This is a genomic window from Modestobacter lacusdianchii (assembly GCF_054177765.1).
The window spans coordinates 100,291-119,109 of record NZ_JBJJTJ010000004.1; the positions used below are offsets into that span (position 1 = coordinate 100,291).

General features: G+C 75.2%; 23 protein-coding genes. 10 read left to right on the top strand and 13 right to left on the bottom strand.

Translation table 11 applies throughout. The features are described from left to right. Nucleotides 1-78: 78 nt before the first annotated feature. Nucleotides 79-261, bottom strand: a complete 183-nt coding sequence (locus tag ACJTNH_RS04135; protein ID WP_458173005.1) for a DUF2795 domain-containing protein — start codon at nt 259-261, stop codon at nt 79-81. Between the two features lie 62 nt (nt 262-323). On the opposite strand from ACJTNH_RS04135, the gene ACJTNH_RS04140 reads away from it, so the two are divergent. Together ACJTNH_RS04140 and ACJTNH_RS04145 are read left to right on the top strand one after the other, a co-directional pair. After that, nucleotides 324-860 (top strand): DUF2087 domain-containing protein, encoded by a 537-nt coding sequence (locus tag ACJTNH_RS04140; protein ID WP_458173006.1) that lies wholly within the window; start codon nt 324-326, stop codon nt 858-860. 60 nt (nt 861-920) lie between these two features. Continuing rightward, entirely contained in the window at nt 921-1,640 is a 720-nt protein-coding gene (locus tag ACJTNH_RS04145; protein ID WP_458173007.1) for a Type 1 glutamine amidotransferase-like domain-containing protein, read from the top strand. A 158-nt stretch (nt 1,641-1,798) separates the two neighbouring features. On the opposite strand, the gene rsgA is transcribed toward ACJTNH_RS04145, so the two are convergent. From rsgA to ACJTNH_RS04165, 4 genes are read right to left on the bottom strand one after another with little or no spacing between them, the layout of a single operon-like run. Next, the gene (gene rsgA / locus ACJTNH_RS04150; RefSeq protein WP_458173008.1) at nt 1,799-2,803 is read right to left on the bottom strand and encodes a ribosome small subunit-dependent GTPase A; all 1,005 of its coding nucleotides are present in this window, start codon (nt 2,801-2,803) and stop codon (nt 1,799-1,801) included. Between the two features lie 51 nt (nt 2,804-2,854). Then, a complete protein-coding gene (gene aroA / locus ACJTNH_RS04155; RefSeq protein ID WP_458173009.1) occupies nt 2,855-4,144 on the bottom strand; it encodes a 3-phosphoshikimate 1-carboxyvinyltransferase in 1,290 nt (429 codons plus the stop codon). After that, the gene (locus ACJTNH_RS04160) at nt 4,141-4,596 is read right to left on the bottom strand and encodes a YdeI/OmpD-associated family protein (RefSeq protein ID WP_458173010.1); all 456 of its coding nucleotides are present in this window, start codon (nt 4,594-4,596) and stop codon (nt 4,141-4,143) included. Before ACJTNH_RS04160 ends, aroA begins: the two co-directional genes overlap by 4 nt. A gap of 55 nt (nt 4,597-4,651) precedes the next feature. After that, entirely contained in the window at nt 4,652-6,121 is a 1,470-nt protein-coding gene (locus ACJTNH_RS04165; protein WP_458173011.1) for an NAD-dependent succinate-semialdehyde dehydrogenase, read from the bottom strand. Nucleotides 6,122-6,302: 181 nt separating this feature from the next. Here ACJTNH_RS04165 and ACJTNH_RS04170 point away from each other — a divergent pair, with 181 nt between their 5' ends. Both ACJTNH_RS04170 and ACJTNH_RS04175 read left to right on the top strand, forming a co-directional pair. Then, the gene (locus ACJTNH_RS04170; protein WP_458173012.1) at nt 6,303-7,049 is read left to right on the top strand and encodes an SOS response-associated peptidase; all 747 of its coding nucleotides are present in this window, start codon (nt 6,303-6,305) and stop codon (nt 7,047-7,049) included. A 19-nt stretch (nt 7,050-7,068) separates the two neighbouring features. After that, complete coding sequence (locus tag ACJTNH_RS04175; protein WP_458173013.1) at nt 7,069-8,628, top strand: fused MFS/spermidine synthase; 1,560 nt, start codon at nt 7,069-7,071, stop codon at nt 8,626-8,628. Between the two features lie 11 nt (nt 8,629-8,639). On the opposite strand, the gene ybaK is transcribed toward ACJTNH_RS04175, so the two are convergent. Further along, nucleotides 8,640-9,119, bottom strand: a complete 480-nt coding sequence (gene ybaK, locus ACJTNH_RS04180; RefSeq protein ID WP_458173014.1) for a Cys-tRNA(Pro) deacylase — start codon at nt 9,117-9,119, stop codon at nt 8,640-8,642. 231 nt (nt 9,120-9,350) lie between these two features. Between ybaK and ACJTNH_RS04185 the strand changes: the two genes are divergently transcribed. Beyond that, complete coding sequence (locus tag ACJTNH_RS04185) at nt 9,351-10,043, top strand: sigma-70 family RNA polymerase sigma factor (protein WP_458173015.1); 693 nt, start codon at nt 9,351-9,353, stop codon at nt 10,041-10,043. Further along, the gene (rsrA, locus tag ACJTNH_RS04190; RefSeq protein WP_458173016.1) at nt 10,040-10,417 is read left to right on the top strand and encodes a mycothiol system anti-sigma-R factor; all 378 of its coding nucleotides are present in this window, start codon (nt 10,040-10,042) and stop codon (nt 10,415-10,417) included. The genes ACJTNH_RS04185 and rsrA overlap by 4 nt, the downstream gene beginning before the upstream one ends. 90 nt (nt 10,418-10,507) lie before the next feature. Here rsrA and ACJTNH_RS04195 read toward each other — a convergent pair whose 3' ends face one another. Next, on the bottom strand, nt 10,508-10,582 hold the full coding sequence (locus ACJTNH_RS04195; protein ID WP_014742531.1) for a 50S ribosomal protein bL37: 75 nt from the start codon (nt 10,580-10,582) through the stop codon (nt 10,508-10,510). 235 nt (nt 10,583-10,817) lie between these two features. On the opposite strand from ACJTNH_RS04195, the gene ACJTNH_RS04200 reads away from it, so the two are divergent. Both ACJTNH_RS04200 and ACJTNH_RS04205 read left to right on the top strand, forming a co-directional pair. After that, on the top strand, nt 10,818-11,864 hold the full coding sequence (locus ACJTNH_RS04200) for a biotin carboxylase N-terminal domain-containing protein (RefSeq protein WP_458173017.1): 1,047 nt from the start codon (nt 10,818-10,820) through the stop codon (nt 11,862-11,864). 80 nt (nt 11,865-11,944) lie between these two features. Further along, on the top strand, nt 11,945-12,220 hold the full coding sequence (locus tag ACJTNH_RS04205) for a biotin/lipoyl-binding carrier protein (RefSeq protein WP_458173018.1): 276 nt from the start codon (nt 11,945-11,947) through the stop codon (nt 12,218-12,220). 22 nt (nt 12,221-12,242) lie between these two features. Here ACJTNH_RS04205 and ACJTNH_RS04210 read toward each other — a convergent pair whose 3' ends face one another. Next, nucleotides 12,243-12,737 (bottom strand): GNAT family N-acetyltransferase, encoded by a 495-nt coding sequence (locus tag ACJTNH_RS04210; protein WP_458173019.1) that lies wholly within the window; start codon nt 12,735-12,737, stop codon nt 12,243-12,245. Nucleotides 12,738-12,825: 88 nt separating this feature from the next. Here ACJTNH_RS04210 and ACJTNH_RS04215 point away from each other — a divergent pair, with 88 nt between their 5' ends. Beyond that, entirely contained in the window at nt 12,826-14,307 is a 1,482-nt protein-coding gene (locus ACJTNH_RS04215) for a sensor histidine kinase (RefSeq protein WP_458173020.1), read from the top strand. 102 nt (nt 14,308-14,409) lie between these two features. On the opposite strand, the gene ACJTNH_RS04220 is transcribed toward ACJTNH_RS04215, so the two are convergent. Both ACJTNH_RS04220 and ACJTNH_RS04225 read right to left on the bottom strand, forming a co-directional pair. Next, nucleotides 14,410-14,661 (bottom strand): WhiB family transcriptional regulator, encoded by a 252-nt coding sequence (locus ACJTNH_RS04220; RefSeq protein ID WP_222194009.1) that lies wholly within the window; start codon nt 14,659-14,661, stop codon nt 14,410-14,412. 335 nt (nt 14,662-14,996) lie between these two features. Continuing rightward, entirely contained in the window at nt 14,997-15,953 is a 957-nt protein-coding gene (locus tag ACJTNH_RS04225) for a diacylglycerol/lipid kinase family protein (RefSeq protein WP_458173021.1), read from the bottom strand. Between the two features lie 78 nt (nt 15,954-16,031). Between ACJTNH_RS04225 and ACJTNH_RS04230 the strand changes: the two genes are divergently transcribed. Further along, nucleotides 16,032-16,514 (top strand): hypothetical protein, encoded by a 483-nt coding sequence (locus ACJTNH_RS04230; protein WP_458173022.1) that lies wholly within the window; start codon nt 16,032-16,034, stop codon nt 16,512-16,514. 102 nt (nt 16,515-16,616) lie between these two features. On the opposite strand, the gene ACJTNH_RS04235 is transcribed toward ACJTNH_RS04230, so the two are convergent. The 3 genes from ACJTNH_RS04235 to pssA all read right to left on the bottom strand — a co-directional run bounded on the left by ACJTNH_RS04235 (nt 16,617) and on the right by pssA (nt 18,817). Then, the gene (locus ACJTNH_RS04235) at nt 16,617-17,399 is read right to left on the bottom strand and encodes an HAD-IIA family hydrolase (protein WP_458173023.1); all 783 of its coding nucleotides are present in this window, start codon (nt 17,397-17,399) and stop codon (nt 16,617-16,619) included. A gap of 132 nt (nt 17,400-17,531) precedes the next feature. Further along, nucleotides 17,532-18,023, bottom strand: a complete 492-nt coding sequence (locus tag ACJTNH_RS04240) for an N-acetyltransferase family protein (protein WP_458173024.1) — start codon at nt 18,021-18,023, stop codon at nt 17,532-17,534. Further along, nucleotides 18,020-18,817: a CDP-diacylglycerol--serine O-phosphatidyltransferase gene (gene pssA / locus ACJTNH_RS04245; protein WP_458173025.1), complete on the bottom strand. Its 798-nt coding sequence runs from the start codon at nt 18,815-18,817 to the stop codon at nt 18,020-18,022. The genes ACJTNH_RS04240 and pssA overlap by 4 nt, the downstream gene beginning before the upstream one ends. Nucleotides 18,818-18,819: the final 2 nt, after the last annotated feature.

Here is an 18,819-nt window from a genome sequence, read left to right on the forward strand (position 1 = left end):
CGTGGTGACGTGCTGGCCGGCCCCCTTCCAGGGGCCCGCCCTGAGCTCGCGAAGGGTGGGGAGGAAGGGGGTCCTTCCTCAGTCGAAGACGGCCTTGCTCACTGCGGCGGGGGTGTCGTACTCCTGGTCGTCGATGCCCTTGAGCGCCTCGAGGACGTCGTCACCGCCGCCGTTGGACTCCGCGTGCTTGACCACGTCGTCCTTCTTCGCCGGGTAGTCGATGCCGGACAGGGCCTTCTGGATGTCGATCGGGCTCACCATGCCGGGCACCTACCCCGCGGGCGCTGCGGCGATGCGTGGCCGGGCCCGGATACCGTCGGGGGATGGAGGCGGGGACGATCGTCGGGCTGCTCGCGGACCCGGTGCGGCTGAAGGTCGTCGCGGCCCTGGCGCTGGGCGCGGGCTCGATCGAGGACGTCGCCGGGCTGTCGGGCCTGTCGCTCAAGGACGTCGCGCTGGCCGCCCGGCGGCTGGCCCGCGCCGGCCTGGTGCACCGTGACGGGCACGTCCTGGCGCTGCACACCGACGAGTTCGGTGCCGCTGCGCGGGCCGCCGCCGCGACCGCACCGCCGGTGGAGCCGCTGTCGGCGGACCCGGAGGAGGACGCCGTGCTGCGCGCCTTCCTGCGGGACGGGCGGCTGGTCTCCGTCCCGGCCCAGCGCAGCAAGCGGCTCGTGGTGCTCGGGCACCTGGTGCACGTGTTCGAGCCCGGCGTCCGGTACCCCGAGCGGGAGGTCAACGCACTGCTGGCGGCCTGGCACCCCGACGTGGCCGCGCTCCGCCGACACCTGGTGGACGAGGGGCTGCTGACCCGTGGGTCCGGGGTCTACTGGCGCAGCGGCGGCTACGTCGAGGTCTGAGTCCGGCCGGCACCGTGGGTGACCGGGCGGAGAACGGGAGGTACCAGGGTGCGCAGGCAGGTGTTCGCCTTCTCGGGCGTGCTGACGCCACGGCCGGGTGAGCGGGGGAACCGGCCGCTGCTGGAGCACGTGCTCGCCCTCGGTGCGGCACGGCGGCAGGAGGCGGGCCCGGTGCGGCTCTGCTACGTGCCGACGGCGGTGGGCGACGACCCGGCCGCGGTCTCGGCGTACCAGCGGGTCTTCGGCGGCCGGGACGACGTCGTGCTCAGCGTGCTGACCCTCTTCCCGCAGCCGAGCGTGCCCGACGTGCGCAGCCACCTGCTCACCCAGGACGTCGTCCTGGTCGAGGGGGGCAGCGTGGTCAACCTGATGGCGGTCTGGCGGGCGCACGGTCTCCCCGACGTGCTCCGGGAGTGCTGGGAGGCCGGCGTCCTGCTGGCCGGACCGAGCGCGGGCAGCCTGTGCTGGCACGTGGGTGGGCCGACCGACGCCTGGTCGGAGCGGTTGGCGCCGTTCACCGAGGGGCTGGCCCTGCTGCCGCACAGCAACGCGGTGCACGACGACTCGACCGAGCAGCCGCGGCGGGCGGCGTACCGCCGGATGGTGGCGGCGGGGGAGCTGCCCGGTGGCCTGGCCACCGAGGACGGCGTCGGCCTGCACTACCTGGGCACCGAGCTGGCCGAGGCGGTGACCGTCCGCCCGGGCGCCCGCGCCTGGCGGGTCGACCCGGACGGCGCCGGCGGCGTGCTCGAGCGCCCGATCACCCCGCGGGCCATCTGACCGACCCGCCGATCGCGGATCTGACGACGTCTCGCGGTACTCGCTGCGGTTCGGCCCCCTCACAGGGCCCCGCGGCGAGTGTGGTGACGTGCTGGACCGGCCCCCTCTCAGGGGCCCGCGCCGAGCGTGCGAGGCGTGGGGGGAGAGGGGGTCCTTCCTCAGTGACCGGGGGCCAGCTGCCCGACGGCGGTGATCAGCCGGCGGAAGCTGCCCAGCCGTTCGGCGCGGGCGGGTGGGCCGTCGGCGGCCCAGGCGTCCAGCGCGCAGTCCGGGTCCTCGGCGGTGTGCCCGCAGCCGGGCGGGCAGTCGACGGCGGCCTCGGCCAGGTCGTCGAAGGCGGCGAGCACGTCCTGGGCGGTCACGTGCGCCAGCCCCAGCGAGCGGATGCCGGGGGTGTCGATCACGGTGCCCCCGCCGGGGAGGTCCAGCAGCACCGCCGAGGACGACGTGTGCCGGCCCTTGCCGATCTTGCTGACGTCGCCGGTGGCCCGGAACGCGTCGGGCACCAGCCGGTTGACCAGCGTCGACTTGCCGACGCCGGACTGGCCGACCAGCACGCTCATCCGCCCGGTCAGCCGCTCCAGCAGCTCGTCCAGCGACGCCTCGCGCGACATCGGCACCGCCTCGACCTCCAGGCCGGCGTACCGGTCCAGCAGCGGCTGGGGGCTGGCCAGGTCGGTCTTGGTCAGGCAGAGCAGCGGTGCCAGGCCACCGGCGTAGGCGGCCACCAGGCAGCGGTCCAGGAAGCCCAGCGCGGGGTCGGGGTCGGTCACCGAGGTGACGACGACCAGCAGCTCGGCGTTGGCGACCACGATGCGCTCGGTCGGGTCGGTGTCGTCGGCGGTGCGTCGCAGCGACGTCACCCGGTCCTCGATCACCACGATCCGGGCCAGGGTGTCCGGGCGGCCGGAGGTGTCGCCCACGATGCGCACCCGGTCGCCGACGACCACCCCGTGCCGGCCCAGCTCGCGGGCGCGCATCGCGGTCACCTCGACCGGGGCGCCGTCGGGGTCCGCGATCCGCACCTGCATCCGGCCGCGGTCGACCGCGATCACCAGGCCGGGGGCGGCGTCCTCGTGCGCGGGCCGGGTGCGGGTGCGCGGGCGCGAGCCGTGCCGGGTCGGCCGGACCCGGACGTCGTCCTCGTCGGACCGCTTGTCCATCCGCCGGCTCATCGCACGCCCGTCCGGTGGTTCACGGCCGGGCTCCGGCGGTCAACGGCCCACCCCGGCCGGTTCGCCGAGCAACCCGGCCCAGCGCTCGCGGAAGTCCGGCAGCGTCTTGGCGACCGCGGCCGGGTCGGTGACCTCGACGCCGTCGACGGCCAGCCCGAGCAGCGCCGCCGCGTGCACCATGCGGTGGTCGGCGTAGGAGTCCAGCCGGGCCGGACGACGCGGGCCGGGGGTGATCACCAGGCCGTCGGGGAGCTGCTCGACCCGGGCACCGACGGCGCTGAGCACCTCGTCCAGCGCCTGCAGCCGATCGGTCTCGTGTCCGCGCAGGTGCGCGATGCCGGTCAGCCGGGAGGGGCCGTCGGCCAGCGCGCAGAGCGCGGCCAGCACCGGGGTCAGCTCGCCCACCTCGCCGAGGTCGGCCGCCAGCGGGGCGATCCGTGCGCCGCCGGTGACCTCGAGCCCCGCGTCGGTGCGCCGCACCCGGGCGCCCATGGCGGTGAGCAGCCGGTCGAGCTGGGCCCCGGGCTGGGTGGTGTCGCCCGGCCAGTCGCGGACGGTCACCCGCCCGCCGGTGACCAGCGCGGCGGCCAGGAACGGCGCGGCGTTGGAGAGGTCCGGCTCCACCACGCGGTCGAGCGCGGCGATCGGGCCGGGCGCCACCCGCCAGCCGCCGTCGGTCCGGGTGACCTGCACGCCGTGCTCGGCCAGCGTGCGCACGGTCATCGCCACGTGCGGCATCGAGGGGAGGCTGCCGGCCACGGTCAGGTCGATCCCGGCGTCGAACCGCGCGGCGGCCAGCAGCAGCCCGGACACCACCTGGCTGGACTCGCTGGCGTCGACGGTCACCGCGCCGCCGCGGACCCTCCCGGTGCCGTGCACGGTGAACGGTGCCCGGCCGAGGCCGCCGTCCTCGACCTCGACGCCCAGGCCGCGGAGCCCGCCGATCAGCCCGGCGTTCGGCCGCTCGCGCAGCCGCGGGTCGCCGTCCAGCCGCACCGGGCCGGTGGCCAGCGCCGCCACCGGGGGGAGGAAGCGCAGCACCGTCCCGGCCAGGCCGGCGTCGACCTCGGCCGGGCCGCGCAGTTCGCCCGGGGTGACCAGCCAGTCGTCGCCGTCGGCGTCGATGCGCACGCCGAGCGCGCGGAGCCCGGCGGCCATCAGCTCGGTGTCCCGGGCGCGCAGCGGGCGGACCAGCCGGCTCGGTCCGTCCGCGACCGCGGCCAGCACGAGCGCGCGGGCGGTGATCGACTTCGAGCCGGGCAGGGTGACGACGGCGTCCACGGGGGCGTCGCGCGACGGCGTCCGCCAGACCTCGACCATGCCGCTCATCCTGCCCTGCCGGCCTCCTCCAGGAGCGTGCCGACCGCGGCGGCCACCCTCCGCTGCCGGGTGGCCTCGGTCCTGGCGCCCTCGACGGCCAGCACGTGCCGGCGCTGCGCGCTGTGGGAGAGCGCGTCGAAGCGCTGCCGCGCCGCGGGCTCGGTGTCGAGCGCGGCGGCCAGGTCGGCAGGCACCTCGACCACCCGCGGGGCGGTGTCCAGCTCGACGTCGACCTCGACCGGGTCGCCTGCGGACACCCCGGCCGCGGCGCGGTTCTCGGCGCTGACCGGGATGAGGAACTGCCCGCCCATGCTGCCCACCGTCGTCCGGTAGGTGTGCGCACTGAGCCGGACGGTGACGGCCGGCTTCCGGCCGCCCCCCAGGGCCTCGACGACGTCCGGGGGCACGACCATCCCGGTGGCGGTCTTCCCGTGCAGCTCGACGGTCGTGGAGAACCTCATGGCCGGTGAGGATGGCAGCTCCGGGTGCTGTGGCGACAGCACCCGGAGCGCGCGCTCACCCGCCGGTGTGCTGGGCCGGCTGGGCCTGCTTCTTCGGCGGCATGGTGCGCACCAGCCGGCGGTTGGCGAACTCGAACATGCCCAGCTCGGAGAGCTCCCGGCCGTAACCGGACCGCTTCACCCCGCCGAAGGGCAGCTCGGCCGACGAGCCCGAGGGCTGGTTGATCCAGACCATCCCCGACTCCAGCCGGTCGGCCACCTCGCGGGCCCGCTCGGTGTCGCCGCTGTAGACCGCCGCGGACAGCCCGAAGTCGCTGTCGTTGGCCAGCGCGACGGCCTCGTCGGCGTCCTTGGCCCGGTAGACGACGGCGGCCGGGCCGAAGAGCTCCTCGTGGTAGGCGCGCATCTCCGGGGTGACGTCGGCCAGCAGCGTCGCCTCGACGAAGGCCCCCTCGTGCTCGGGGCGGCTGCCGCCGGCGAGCACGGTGGCGCCCTTGTCGACGGCGTCCTGGATCTGCGCGGCGAGGTCCTGCGCGGCCCGTTCGGTCGACAGCGGGCCCAGCGTGGTGGCCGGGTCGGCCGGGTCGCCGGGGGTGAAGGTGCCGAAGGCCTGCTGCAGCCCGGCGACGACCTCGTCGTAGACGTCGTCGAGCACGATGATCCGCTTGGCGGCGATGCAGGCCTGGCCGGTGTTGGCCATCCGGGCCATGGTCGCGGCCTTCACGGTGCGGCCGAGGTCCGGGGCGTCGAGCACGATGAACGGGTCGCTGCCGCCCAGCTCCAGCACCGACTTCTTCAGGTGCTTGCCGGCGAGGGCGGCCACGCTCGACCCGGCCCGCTCGCTGCCGGTCAGCGTCACGCCCTGCACCCGCCGGTCGGCGATGACCTGCTCGACGTCGGCGATCCGCAGGAACAGGTTCGTGTAGACCCCCTCGGGGGCCCCGGCGTCGCGGAACAGCTGCTCCAGCGCCAGCGCGCACTGCGGGTTGTTCTCCGCGTGCTTGAGCAGGACGGTGTTGCCCAGCGTCAGGTTCGGGCCGGCCACCCGCACCACCTGGTACAGCGGGTAGTTCCACGGCTCGATGGCCAGCAGGACGCCGATCGGCTCGTTGACCACCTCGGCCTCGCCGCCGCCCATCACGTCGATCGGCCTGGGCTCGAGGAAGCGCGGGCCGTTGGTGGCGTAGTACTCCAGGATGCTGGCGGCCAGCTGCACCTCCCCGGCGGCCTCCTGGATCCGCTTGCCCATCTCCCGGGTGATCAGCGCGGCGAGCTCGTCCTGCCGCTCGCGCATCAGCTCCGCGGCCCGGCCGACGACGGCGGCGCGCTCGGCCACCGACCGGCGGCGCCAGTCGCCGAAGGCCGCGTGGGCCTGCGCGACCACACCGTCGATGGCGTCGGTCTCCAGGAAGGGGAACTCCTGCTCGGTCTCCCCGGTGTAGGGGTTCACCGTGGCGTAGGGGCGTGCCCCTGCGTCGCTCGCGGTCTTCGGCTGCTCGGTCGAGGGAGCCTGGGTGGTCGTCACGAGATGTGCCCTCCGTGGTGCGTCGTCGCGGTTCGTCGGGTCTGCTGTCCCCGTCCTACCCCTCCCCGGTGCCCGCCTGCACCCCGGGGCTCCCGGCGGCTGCCGGCGCAGGACGTCGGTGGGCGCACCTACGCTCGCAGCTGGGCCGCCCTCCCCGCGGGCGGCCGGGGAGGAGAGCGCCGTGTGTGGTCGCTACGCCGCCAGCCGCCGTCCGGAGGACCTGGTGCTGGAGTTCGAGGCCGTCGTCGCCGAGGGGCAGCCCCCACTGCCGGCCGACCACAACGTCGCGCCCACCAAGGACGTGTACGTCGTCCGGCACAAGAAGGAGCGGGACGCCGAGGGCGCGCTCACCGGCGGTGGCCACCGCGAGCTGCGGGTGGTCCGCTGGGGGCTGGTGCCCTCCTGGGCCAAGGACGTGTCGATCGGCAACCGGATGCTCAACGCCCGGGTCGAGTCGCTGACCGAGAAGCCGGCGTTCCGCACCGCGGCGGCCACCCGGCGCTGCCTGGTGCCCGCCGACGGCTGGTACGAGTGGGCGCCCCGGCAGGACCGGCCGGGCAAGCAGCCCTTCTACGTGACGCCCGAGGACGGCTCCGGGCTGGCCTTCGCCGGTCTCTGGGAGGTGTGGGGCCGTGGTGAGGAGCGGCTCTACACCTGCACCGTGGTCACCGCACCGGCCGTCGGCGCGCTCGCCGAGGTGCACCCGCGGATGCCGCTCGTGCTGCCCCGCGACCGCTGGGCCGACTGGCTCGACCCGGCCCAGCAGGACGTCGCCGCGCTGGCCGAGCCCACCCCGGCCGGCGTCGTCGAGCGGCTGGAGATCCGCCCGGTCGGCCCGGCGGTGGGCAACGTGACCAACAACGGGCCGCAGCTGACCGCCCGGGTCGAGTCGGTCAGCGAGCCCGCCGACCAGCCGGCCCTGTTCTGACAGTCCCCCCGATCCCGAGGTGAGCCCGCTGGACCCCGAACCGACCGCCCCGCCCGCCCCGTCGCCCGAGCCCGGGTCCCGGGCGCTGCCCGGCTGGATCGCCGCCGGCGTGACCTTCCTGTCCTCCGGGGCGGTGCTGGTGCTGGAGATCGTCGGTCTCCGGCTGATCGCGCCCTACGTCGGCATCACCCTGCAGACCAGCACCGCGGTCATCGGGTTCGCCCTCGCCGCGATCGCGGTCGGCGCCTGGGCCGGTGGCGCGACCGCCGACCGCACCGACCCCCGCCGGCTGATCGCGCCGCTGATGGTCGCCGGCGGCGCCCTGGTGGTCGCCGTGCTGCCGCTGGTCCGGTTCGCCGGGGAGCTGCTCACCGGCGCCGCCGCGGGCAACGTGCTGCTGCTGGCCGCGGTCGCCGTCGTGGTGCCGGCCGCGCTGCTGTCCGCCGTCCCGCCGATGGTGGTGGCGCTGCAGCTGGGCAGCCTGGCCCAGACCGGCTCGGTGGTCGGGCGGCTGTCGGGCATCGGCACCATCGGCGGCATCGTCGCCACGTTCGCCACCGGCTTCGTGCTGGTCGCGGTGCTGCCCAGCAGCGTCATCCTGGTCGGCACCGGGCTGCTCGTCGTCCTGGTCGGGGTGGCGCTGTCGGTGCTGCTGCGACGCCGGACGCCGGGCGTGACCGGCCGGCTGCCGGTCGGGCTGCTGGCCCTGGCCGTGGCCGCGCCGGTGCTGGCGGCCGTCGCGCCGACGCCCTGCGAGCGGGAGACCGCCTACCACTGCGCCCGGGTGGTGGCCGACCCCGAACGCGAGACCGGCCGGGTGCTGCTGCTGGACACCCTGCGGCACTCCTACCTCGACCTGGCCGACCCGACCCACCTGGAGTTCTCCTACGTCCAGGCGATCGCCTCGGTCACCGACGCGATGGCACCGGCCGGTCAGCCGCTCTCGGCGCTGCACGTCGGTGGCGGCGGGCTCACCCTGCCCCGGTACCTGGCGGAGGTGCGGCCGGGCACCGAGAGCCTGGTGCTGGAGGTCGACCCCGGCGTCGTCGCGATCGACGAGCAGGAGCTGGGCCTGGAGACCTCCACGGAGCTGCAGGTACGGGTCGGCGACGCGCGGGTGGGGCTGGACGACGAGCCCGCCGGCCAGCGCGACCTCGTCGTCGGCGACGCCTTCGGCGGGCTGTCGGTGCCGTGGCAGCTCACCACGGTCGAGGCGCTGCGCCTGGTCGACGACGCGCTGACCGCCGACGGCGTCTACGCGGTCAACCTCATCGACCACCCGCCGCTGTCGTTCGTCCGGGCCGAGCTCGCGACCATGCGGCAGGTGTTCGACCACGTGCTGCTGCTGGCCCGCGCGCCCGTGCTGGCGGGGGAGGACGGCGGCAACGTGGTCGCGGTGGCCTCCCAGCGCCCGCTGCCGGCGGCGGAGATCGCCGCGGCGATGGCCGACCGTGGGCTGGCCTGGCAGGTCGCCGAGGGCGCCGAGCTGGAGGAGTTCGTCGGGGACGCCGGCGTGCTCACCGACGACTTCGCGCCGGTCGACCAGCTGCTGACCCCCTACCCGACCACGGCCCGCTGACCGCCGGGCCGTCACCAGCGGGTGACGGGTGCGGTGCGTGCCCGGGTCAGCCGCACCAGGTCCGCCGGCGGCAGCTCGACCTGGAGCCCGCGTCGCCCGGCGCTGACCAGCACCGTGGCGAAGGTCAGCGCGCTGTCGTCCACCACGGTCGGCAACGCCTTCCGCTGACCCAGCGGGCTGATCCCGCCGCGCACGTAGCCGCTGCTCCGCTCGGCGTCGCCCGGGTCGGCCATGGCGGCCTTCCGCCCACCCGCGGCGGCGGCCAGCGCCTTGAGGTCCAGCTGGCCGCCGACCGGGACGACGGCGACGGTGAGCGCGCCGTCGACCCGGGTGACCAGGGTCTTGAACACCTGCGCCGGGTCGGCCCCCAGAGCCGCCACGGCGACGCCGCCCCAGCCGTGCCCGTCGGCGCCGTCGGCCGGGTCGTACTCGTGCAGGGAGAACGGGACACGGGCCCTCTCCAGAGCCCGCACCGCCGGTGTCGCCGCCACGGCGCAGCAGCCTAGGCCGCAGGTGGGCGCGCGTGATCGAGGGGCGCATCGGGGAATCGACCCCGGGCGGCCGCCGTTGCACCGACCGTGAGCAGCACAGTCCCGGGCGCCCCGGCGCGCACAGCGCGCGGCTCCGCGCCCGTCCGCCGTCCCCCCGGCCGACCGGCCCGTTCCCGGCTAGGATCGACCGACGTGGTCGCCCGTTCCCGGGCGCCGCAGAGAGGACGGTCGGTGCCCGAAGATCCCGCTGTCGACAGCCCCGTCGTCGAGACGGGGGCACCCGAGCAGACCCCCGAGGCGCGCGCCGACGGCAGCCGCGCCGAGCTCGCCGAGACCAGGGCCCAGCGCGACGCCCGGTTCGAGCGGGACGCGCTGCCCTACCTCGACCAGCTGTACCCGGCAGCGCTGCGGATGACCCGCAACCCCTCCGACGCCGAGGACCTGGTGCAGGAGACGTTCGTCAAGGCCTACTCGGCCTTCCACCAGTTCGCCGAGGGCACCAACCTCAAGGCGTGGCTGTACCGGATCCTGACGAACACCTACATCAACAGCTACCGCAAGAAGCAGCGGCAGCCGCAGCAGTACCCCACCGAGCAGGTGCAGGACTGGCAGCTCTACGCCGCCGAGGAGCACACCTCCAGCGGGCTGCGGTCGGCCGAGATCGAGGCGCTGGACCACCTGCCGGACTCCGACATCAAGGAGGCGTTGCAGCAGCTGCCGGAGGACTTCCGGCTGGCTGTCTACCTCGCCGACGTGGAGGGGTTCGCCTACAAGGAGATCGCCGAGATCATGGGCACGCCCATCGGCACGGTGATGTCCCGCCTGCACCGCGGCCGTCGCGGTCTGCAGAAGCTGTTGGCCGACTACGCCCGCGAGCGCGGCTTCGTCCGCGCCGGGGCCGCGGAGGAGGCGACCCGCTCATGAGCACCGACGCTCACGACGGCGCGCGGCACGACGTCCAGGGGCACGGCGTCCACGGTGACGACATCTCCTCCTGCGACGACGTGCTGTCCCACGTCTTCGAGTTCCTCGACCACGAGACCGACGACGCCCGCCGCGCGGTGATCGCCGAGCACCTCGAGGACTGCTCGCCCTGCCTGCGGCAGTTCGGCATCGAGCAGGAGTTCAAGGCGCTGGTCCGGCGCCGCTGCGGCGGCGACCCCACCCCGGTGGGTCTGCGCGACCGGATCAAGGTCCAGCTGACCAGCGTCTCCTTCGAGGAGGACGGCACCCAGGTGCGGGTCGAGCGGGCCAGCGTCGAGACCTACACCGAGCGGCTCCCGGAGGAGCGCTCCTAGCCCCTCCGGCGCCGGCCAGGACGACGACGAGGCCCCGTCCTCGGCACCCGAGACGTCGCGGGTGCCGAGGACGGGGCCTCGTCGGTGTCGTCAGGCGTTGGGGCGCTTGCCGTGGTTGGCGCCGCTCTTCTTACGGGCACGCCGCTTGCGTCCACGCTTGGACATCGCTGCCCTCCTCTCACGTGCTCTCGACGGGGCCGTGCTCCTCGGCGGGCCGTGTGCTCGCCGGGGTCGTGCCCAGCTGCTGATCGGGCCGGCGCGGGGCCCCTGCAGGATGCGGGGTGCCCCTCGACCGGCCAAGCTGACCCTGCAAGGGTCTCACGGGTCGGCACGGGTCCGTGCGGGTGCACGGGGCCGGCGCAGGGGCGGTGGTCCGGCGGGAGCCGGGGACGGGGGAGACGTGGTCCAGGCAGTGGAGAGCGTGCTGGTCGCCGGCCGGGGGCCGATGGCCTGCGCGGTGATCCGTGCCTGCGGGCGGCTGGGCGTGAAGTCGGTGGCCGTCTGCTCCGAGGCCGAGCGCGACGCCCGGCACGTGCGGATGGCCGACGAGTCGGTGCTGCTGGGCCCGGCGCCCGCCACCGAGTCCTACCTGGACGAGCGACGCCTGGTCGAGGCCGCTCGCCGCACGCGCGTCGACGCGGTCCTGCCGGTGCCCCCGGTGCTGGCCGGCAGTGCCCGGCTGGCGGCGGCGGTCGCCGCCGCGGGCCTGACGTGGGTGGGGCCTGACCCCGACGTGCTCGAGCGCCTGGGTGGTGACGGGGTGGAGCCGGCCAGCGAGCGCGGGTTCCTCGCCTGGGTCACCGCCGAGGGCCTGCACCACGTCACCCCCGTCCTGCGGGACCGTGCCGGTGGCACCCCACGCGTCTCCTGGACGCCGCCCGCCGGGCTCGGCCCGCTCCCCGCCGCGGCCCGCCGGCTGCCCGAGGTCGGGTGGCGGGGGCTGGTCACCGTGGGCATCGACCCCGAGGGGGAGCTGGCCGAGGTCGCCGCCGGCTTCTCCTTGGACATGGCCGTGCTCGAGCGCGCGCACGGCGTGGACGCCGTCGAGCTCAGCCTGCGCAGTGCCGTGGGGGCCGGTGCCGGGAGCCGACCGGGCACCGAGCCGGCCGCGCCGCGGGCAGCGCTGGCCGTGCAGCTGCGCTCCACGCTGCCGCCGGGCACCGCCGGTCGGGTGACCGGCCCGCTGCCCGACCGGCCGCCGCGCCGGGAGGCCGGCGACACCGAGGTCGTGGCCGTCAGCGGCTACGACCGCGGCGACCGGTTGGACGGCTGGTACGACGCGCTGCTGGCCACGGTGAGCGCGGGGGCCCCGGACGCCCCCACCGCCGCCCGGGAGGCCACGGAGCTGCTCAGCGGGCTCCCGGAGACCGGGGTGCCGCACGACGGTGCCGCGGTCTGCGGGGTGCTGCACCGGATCTCCGGCGCGCTGGTGCCCGACCCGTCCTGACCCGGCCGGCCGGATCGGACGCTGAGCCGGCGGGCGTCCCCGCCGATCGCGCGTCGGGACCGACGCCGGCGCGTGCTTGGATGAGCACACCGTCGAGCCCGGCGGTGCAGCTCGCGGAACAGGAGGCACCGGTGGCGGTCCAGGAGGTCCACGCCGAGATGGTCTCCAGCGTGTGGAAGGTGCTCGTCGCCCCCGGGGCCGAGGTCGCCGCCGGTGACACGCTGGTGATCCTCGAGTCGATGAAGATGGAGATCCCCGTGCTCACCGAGTTCACCGGCACCGTCGCCGAGCTGCACGTGGTGGAGGGCGAGGTGCTCCAGGAGGGCGACCTCATCGCCACCGTCGTCCCCGCCTGACCGCTGCGGCCGGGGCGCCGGCTCAGAGGTCGAGCGCGTACACCCACAGGTCGATGCCCGGCACCGGCGTCCAGTCCCGCTCCGGCAGCCGGGTGAAGCCCAGCCGCTCGTAGAGCCGGTGTGCGGCGTGCATCCGGTCGCCGGTGGAGAGCACCATCCGGTGCCGTCCGGCCGCGCGCGCCCGGTCCAGGCAGGCACGCACCAGCGCCTCGCCCACCCCGCGGCCGCGGGCCGCGCGGTCGACGGCGAGCATCCGGAACGCCGCCTCGTCCGGTGACTCGGTGACCTCGCCGAAGTCGCCCTCCAGCACCAGTGCGACGCTGCCGACGATCTGCCCGTCGGCGTCGCGGGCCACCAGCAGGTCGGCCCGTTCGGCGCGTCCGGCCACGTCGGCCAGCTGCGGCACGTAACCGGGGGAGACCAGGTCCTCGGCGGTGTAGACACCGACCGTCAGCTCGGCGATCCGGGGGAAGTCGGCGGGCCCGGCCGGGCCGACGAGCAGGGCGGGGGAGACCACGGCAGCAGCCTAGGTCGGCTCCGGGCCCGGTGCGCGCGGCCTCGGTCGAGGGGGTCGGCGAGGCCGGTCAACTACGCTCCGGAGCACGATGAGCAGCCTGTCCGAACGTCTCACCCGGGGCTCGGCGAGCCCGTCCCAGGTCGACCACGCGCGCCGGCTGGTCGCCGACTGGCAGCTGCTGGCCGACCTCTCCTTCGCCGACCTGACGCTGTGGGTGCCGCTGCGCAGCGGCGCCTGGTGGTGCGTCGCTCAGGTGCGCCCGCTGACCGCCCCCACCAGCCAGCCCGACGACCTGATCGGCAGCGAGGTCACCGGCGCCGACGTCGAGCCGTTCCTGCAGGCGCAGCGGGAGGGCCGCCCGATCACCGAGGGGGAGCCGGACTGGTCCGGCGCCGCGCCGCTGCGGCGCGAGGTCATCCCGGTGCGGCACGACGGCGTGGTGGTCGCCGTCCTGGCCAAGGACACCAACCTGGCGGCGACCCGCTCGCCGTCCACGCTCGAGCTCACCTACCTCGACATCGCCGCCGACCTGTCGCTGATGGTCGCCTCCGGCACCTTCCCGCCCCGGATGCTGGACGACGCCGAGATGAGCCCCCGGGTCGGCGACGGGCTGGTCCGGCTGGACTCCTCCGGCACCGCCGTGTACGCCAGCCCCAACGCGCTGTCGGCCTACCGGCGGATGGGCGTGACCGGCGACGTGGTCGGCTCGCCGCTGGCCGAGGTGACCCGCGGGGTCTCCGCCGACCGGGTGTCCGGCGAGGCGGTCGCGGCCAGCATCGACGCCGCGGTCGCCGGCCGCTTCCCGGAGCCGATGGACGTGGAGAACGACGCGGCCACCATGCTGGTCCGGGCCCTGCCGCTGCAGACGCCCGGTGGTGAGGAGGGTGCGCTGGTGCTGGTCCGGGACGTCACCGACGTCCGGCGCCGGGACCGCGCGCTGATGACCAAGGACGCGACCATCCGGGAGATCCACCACCGGGTGAAGAACAACCTGCAGACCGTCGCCGCCCTGCTGCGGCTGCAGGCCCGGCGGATGACCGAGCCGGCCGCGCGGGCGGCGCTGGAGGAGTCGGTGCGGCGGGTCGCCTCGATCGCCGTGGTGCACGAGACGCTGGCCGGCAGCCGGGAGGACGTCGTCGAGGTCGACGACGTGCTGGACCAGGTGCTGCCCATGCTCGGCGACGTGACGGCGGTCGGCCGACCGGCCCGGTTCACCCGCGACGGCGCGTTCGGCGAGCTGCCGGCCGCCGCCGCGACGCCGCTGGTGATGGCGGTGACCGAGCTGCTGCACAACGCCGCCGAGCACGCCTTCCCCGACGGGGAGCCCGGCAGCATCGTGCTGCACGCCGCGCGGGACGGCGACGACCTCGTCGTCCGCGTGCGGGACGACGGCCGCGGGCTCCCCCCGGACTTCGACCCGGCGGCGAGCACCGGGCTGGGCCTGCAGATCGTCCGCACGCTGGTGACCAGCGAGCTGCACGGGACGCTGGAGATGGGCCCGCCGGCCGGTGGCGGCCCGGGCACCGAGGCCGTCCTCAGCCTCCCCGGCGCCGGCCGCCCTCGCCGCTGAGACAGCAAGAGCCGCTCCCTGAGGGAGCGGCTCTTGCTGTACGGCCCCGCTGCAGGGCCCCGACGCGAGCTTGCGAGCGTTGGGGGGCAGCGGGGTCCTTCGTCAGGCGGTGCGGACCCGGGTGCGCGCGGTGCGGCGCTTGAGGGCGCGGCGCTCGTCCTCGGAGAGGCCACCCCACACACCGGAGTCCTGACCGGAGCTCAGTGCCCAGTCCAGGCAGGACTCGACGACCGGGCACCGGCGGCACACAGCCTTGGCCTGCTCGATCTGAACGACCGCGGGGCCCGTCGTCCCGATCGGGAAGAAGAGCTCCGGGTCCTCGTCCCGGCAGAGCGCGCGGTGGCGCCAGTCCATGGCGGTGTACTCCTCGATCTCGTCTGGGTCGGTCGGCGGTCCGTGGACCGTTCCCGTAGGTGAGTGCGCTTGTTGATCAGCGCGACGTACGGCGACCGCCTGCTTGTTACCAGCAGGTTGCTTGCTTGTGATGGTTTCACGAGACGACGCACTGTCAAGCAGTTCGCCGGGCGTTCAGCGGGGCTCGTGAGCAACCTCACCACGCCCGCGGTGCCCCCGCCACTCGTTCCTACCCGAGGCGCGCGGACCCCGCATCACCCAGCGGGGTGCCGGCCCGCCTGGTGCGTCACAGGACGACGCGCGGCGTCGCCAGCCGACGAGCCCGAGCGCCCTCGTCACACGACGACGCGGAGCGCCTCGGGGACCGAGCGCACCCGCAGTGCGGTGGCGGTGCCCAGGTGGTCGCCGTCCACCTGCCAGCCCTGGGGCCGGGCGGCGGTCAGGGTCAGCTCACCGAGGTCGTGCCAACGGTGCACCCCGCGGCCCCGGGCGTCGGGCCGGGCCGACATGGTCTGCCGCAGGTGGTGCAGCATCCGGGGCACCCCGACCCGGCCCATCGCGAAGACGTCCAGCCCGGTGTCGAACGACGCCTCCGGGCTCGGCACGATCGGCCGGGCCCCCAGGTAGCTCCACGGGCTGACGTTCGACACCAGCGCCAGGAACAGCCCGTCCACCGGGGGCTCCCCGGGCAGCTGGAGGGTCATCGGCGGCCGCCGCCGGTCCCGGCCGAGCAGGAACGCGTTCACGCCGGCGCGCACGTACAGCGCGCCGGTCGACCGTCGTCCGCGGGCGCGTTGCGCCTCCACCCGGGAGATGACGTCGGCGTCGAAGCCCATGCCGGCGGCGAAGACGAACCAGCGGGGTGCGGTCCAGTCCTCGGCGTCGCCGGTGCGCGCGCTGACGGTGCCCAGCGACACCAGCCGGGTGCGGCCGACGCGCAGGGAGTCCATGATCTCGCCGGTCGCCTCGACCGGGTCGCGACTGCGGCCCAGGGCCCGGGAGAACACGTTGGTCGAGCCACCGGGGACGACGGCGAGCGCGGGCACGCCCGGGCCGGGCCCGTGCTGCAGCAGCCCGTTCGCCGCCTCGTTGACCGTCCCGTCGCCGCCGAGGGTCACCACCACGTCGACCCCGTCGGCGGCGGCCTGGGCGGCGAGGTCGCGGGCGTGACCGCGGCGCTCGGTCTCGGCGACGTCCAGCTTCAGCTCGCTGGAGAGCGCGCGGACCAGCACGTCACGCACCTTGCGGGTGGTGGTCGTGGCCGCCGGGTTCGCCACCAGCAGCCCACGCATGCCGACCAACATAACCAGCGCCGCCCGGTGGGTGGCGCAGCACGTCCCGCTGGAGCCCCCCGGCGTAACCTCGGCGCCGTGCCAGGCCAGCAGGAGGACGCTCCCGGTCGTCGTCGACCCCGCGCGGAGGGGCTGCTCGGCGGCGCCGCCCGACCTGCCGCGCCACGCCCCGAACGGGTCCGCGAGCCGGCGCCGGCCGCGGTCCGCCGGGCCGCGCTGGTGGTCGCCGTGGAGGCCGCCGCCCTCGCCGTCCTGGCCGGGGTGCTCCTCGTGCTCACCGTGACCGGCGACCCGGACAGCGTGGGCCGGGCGCTGGCCGAGGTGGTCTACGTCGGGCTGGGCGCAGCGCTGCTCACCGGTGCGGCCGTGGGCCTGTGGCGGGTGTCCGGCTGGGCCCGCGGCCCCGTGGTGGCGCTGCAGCTGCTGCTGGGGGTCTTCGGCTACACGACGGCGTTCCAGGCCGGCCAGCCGCTGATCGGTGTGCCGGTGCTGGCGCTGGTGGCCGTCGAGCTCTACCTGCTGGCCACCTTCGAGGCGCGGCTCGCCTTCTTCGAGCGCTGAAGAAGGACCCCGCTCTCCGGCCCCTCTCCGGAGCCCGCGCCGACGGCCCCGTCCAGAGGCGCGTCCCGAGCGTGCGAGGGACGAGGAGGACGGGGTCCTCGATCAGACCAGTTCGATGACGTCGGCGATCGACGGCAGGATCCGGCTGGGCCGGAAGGGGAAGCGGCTGACGTCCTCGGCGCGGGTCGACCCGGTGAGCACCAGCACGGTGTCCAGCCCGGCCTCGATGCCGGCGACGACGTCGGTGTCCATCCGGTCGCCGATCATCGTCGTCGACTCCGAGTGGGCCTCGATCCGGTTCATCGCGCTGCGGAACATCATCGGGTTGGGCTTGCCGACGAAGTAGGGCTCCGCGCCGGTGGCCTTGGTGATCATCGCGGCCACCGAGCCGGTGGCCGGCAGCGGACCCTCGGGGGAGGGGCCGGTGACGTCGGGGTTGGTGGCGATGAACCGGGCACCGGCGCCGACCAGCCGGATGGCCCGGGTGATCGCCTCGAAGGAGTACGTGCGGGTCTCCCCGAGCACCACGTAGTCGGGGGAGGTGTCGGTCAGCGTGTAACCGGCTTCGTACAGCGCGGTGGTCAGGCCGGCCTCACCGATCACGTAGGCCGAACCGCCGGGCAGCTGCTGGGACAGGAAGTCGGCCGTCGCCAGCGCCGAGGTCCAGATCGCCTCCTCGGGCACCTCCAGCCCGCTGCGGGCCAGCCGGGCGGAGAGGTCCCGCGGGGTGAAGATCGAGTTGTTGGTCAGGACCAGGAAGCGGCGCTGCCGCTCCACCAGCCGGGCCAGGAAGTCGGCGGCCCCGGGCAGGGCGTGCCCCTCGTGCACCAGCACGCCGTCCATGTCGGTCAGCCAGCACTGGGACTCGCCGCGCTCGGTCGTCACGCCGTCTCTCCTGTCGCTCGGGTGGGGCACCATGCCCGCCGGGTCGTGGCCGGTCCAGCGGTGGGCCGGCTCCTGCTGCATCGGCACGGCGTCTGCCGCGCTGTAGCCGTGCCGATCATGCCGGTCCCGGGGTCAGCGGGCGGCGCGGACGTCGGCGGCGAAGGAGGTGAGCGCGTCGCCGGTCAGGCGGTGCACCGTCCACTCGTCCATCGGCACGGCCCCGGCCGCCCGGTAGAACTCGATCGAGGGCGTGTTCCAGTCCAGCACCGTCCACTCCAGCCGGGACCACCCGCGGTCGACGCACTCCTGGGCCAGCGTGCGCAGCAGTTCCCGGCCCAGGCCGGTGCCCCGGTGCGCGGGGGAGACGAAGAGGTCCTCCAGGTAGATGCCGTGCGTGCCGCGCCAGGTGGAGAAGTTGAGGAACCACAGCGCGAACCCGGCGACCTCGCCGTCCGGGGTCTGGGCCACGTGGCCGAACAGCGCCGGCGTGGCACCGAAGAGCGCCTCGTGCAGCTGGTCGGCGGTCATCTGCGCCTCGTGCTCGGCCTGCTCGTAGGCGGCCAGCTCGCGGACCAGCCCCAGCACGGTGGGGACGTCGTCCGGCCGCACCCGGCGCACGGTCACGACAGCACCTCCTTCACCCGGGCCGGGACGAGCCGGCCGAGGGGGGTGAGCACCGGCATGACCAACGGCGACACCAGGTAGCTGTAGGCGACCACGCAGCAGGTCACCGTCGGCACGGTCAGCAGCCCGACGACCACCAGCAGCACGGTGACGACCAGGCCGTAGGGCTTGCCGCTCTTGGGGCTCACCAGCGACCGGAACGACCGGTACCGCACGTTGCTGATCATGAGCAGCCCGGGGACGACGACCACCAGCAGCACCCAGACCCGGTCCCGGCCCTGCATCTGGTCGGCGAAGGCGAAGACGCTGGCCAGCACCACGCCGGCTGCACCAGGGCTGGGCAGCCCGGTGAACCACCGCTTGTCCGCCGTCGGGTCGATCGTGGTGTTGAAGCGGGCCAGCCGGATCGCCGCGCAGGCCACCCACAGGAAGCAGGCCACCCAGCCCAGCGGGTCGAGCTGGTCGCGGCCGTCGGAGAACAGGGCGAAGGCCAGCAGCGACGGTGCGAGCCCGAAGGACACCAGGTCGGCCAGCGAGTCGAACTGCAGCCCGAACGGCGACACCGCCCCCACCAGCCGGGCCACCGCGCCGTCGGCGATGTCGAACACGACCGACAGCGCGATCAGCAGGCAGGCCAGCCGGTACTCACCGCGGAAGGCGACCAGGATCGCGGCGAAGCCGCACATCATGTTGGCGAGGGTGAACAGGCTGGGCAGCCACGAGCGGGCCCGCCGCCGTCCGCCCCGCACCGATCCCCGGACGAACTCGACGGTGGTGGTGCGCCTGCCTGGCATCC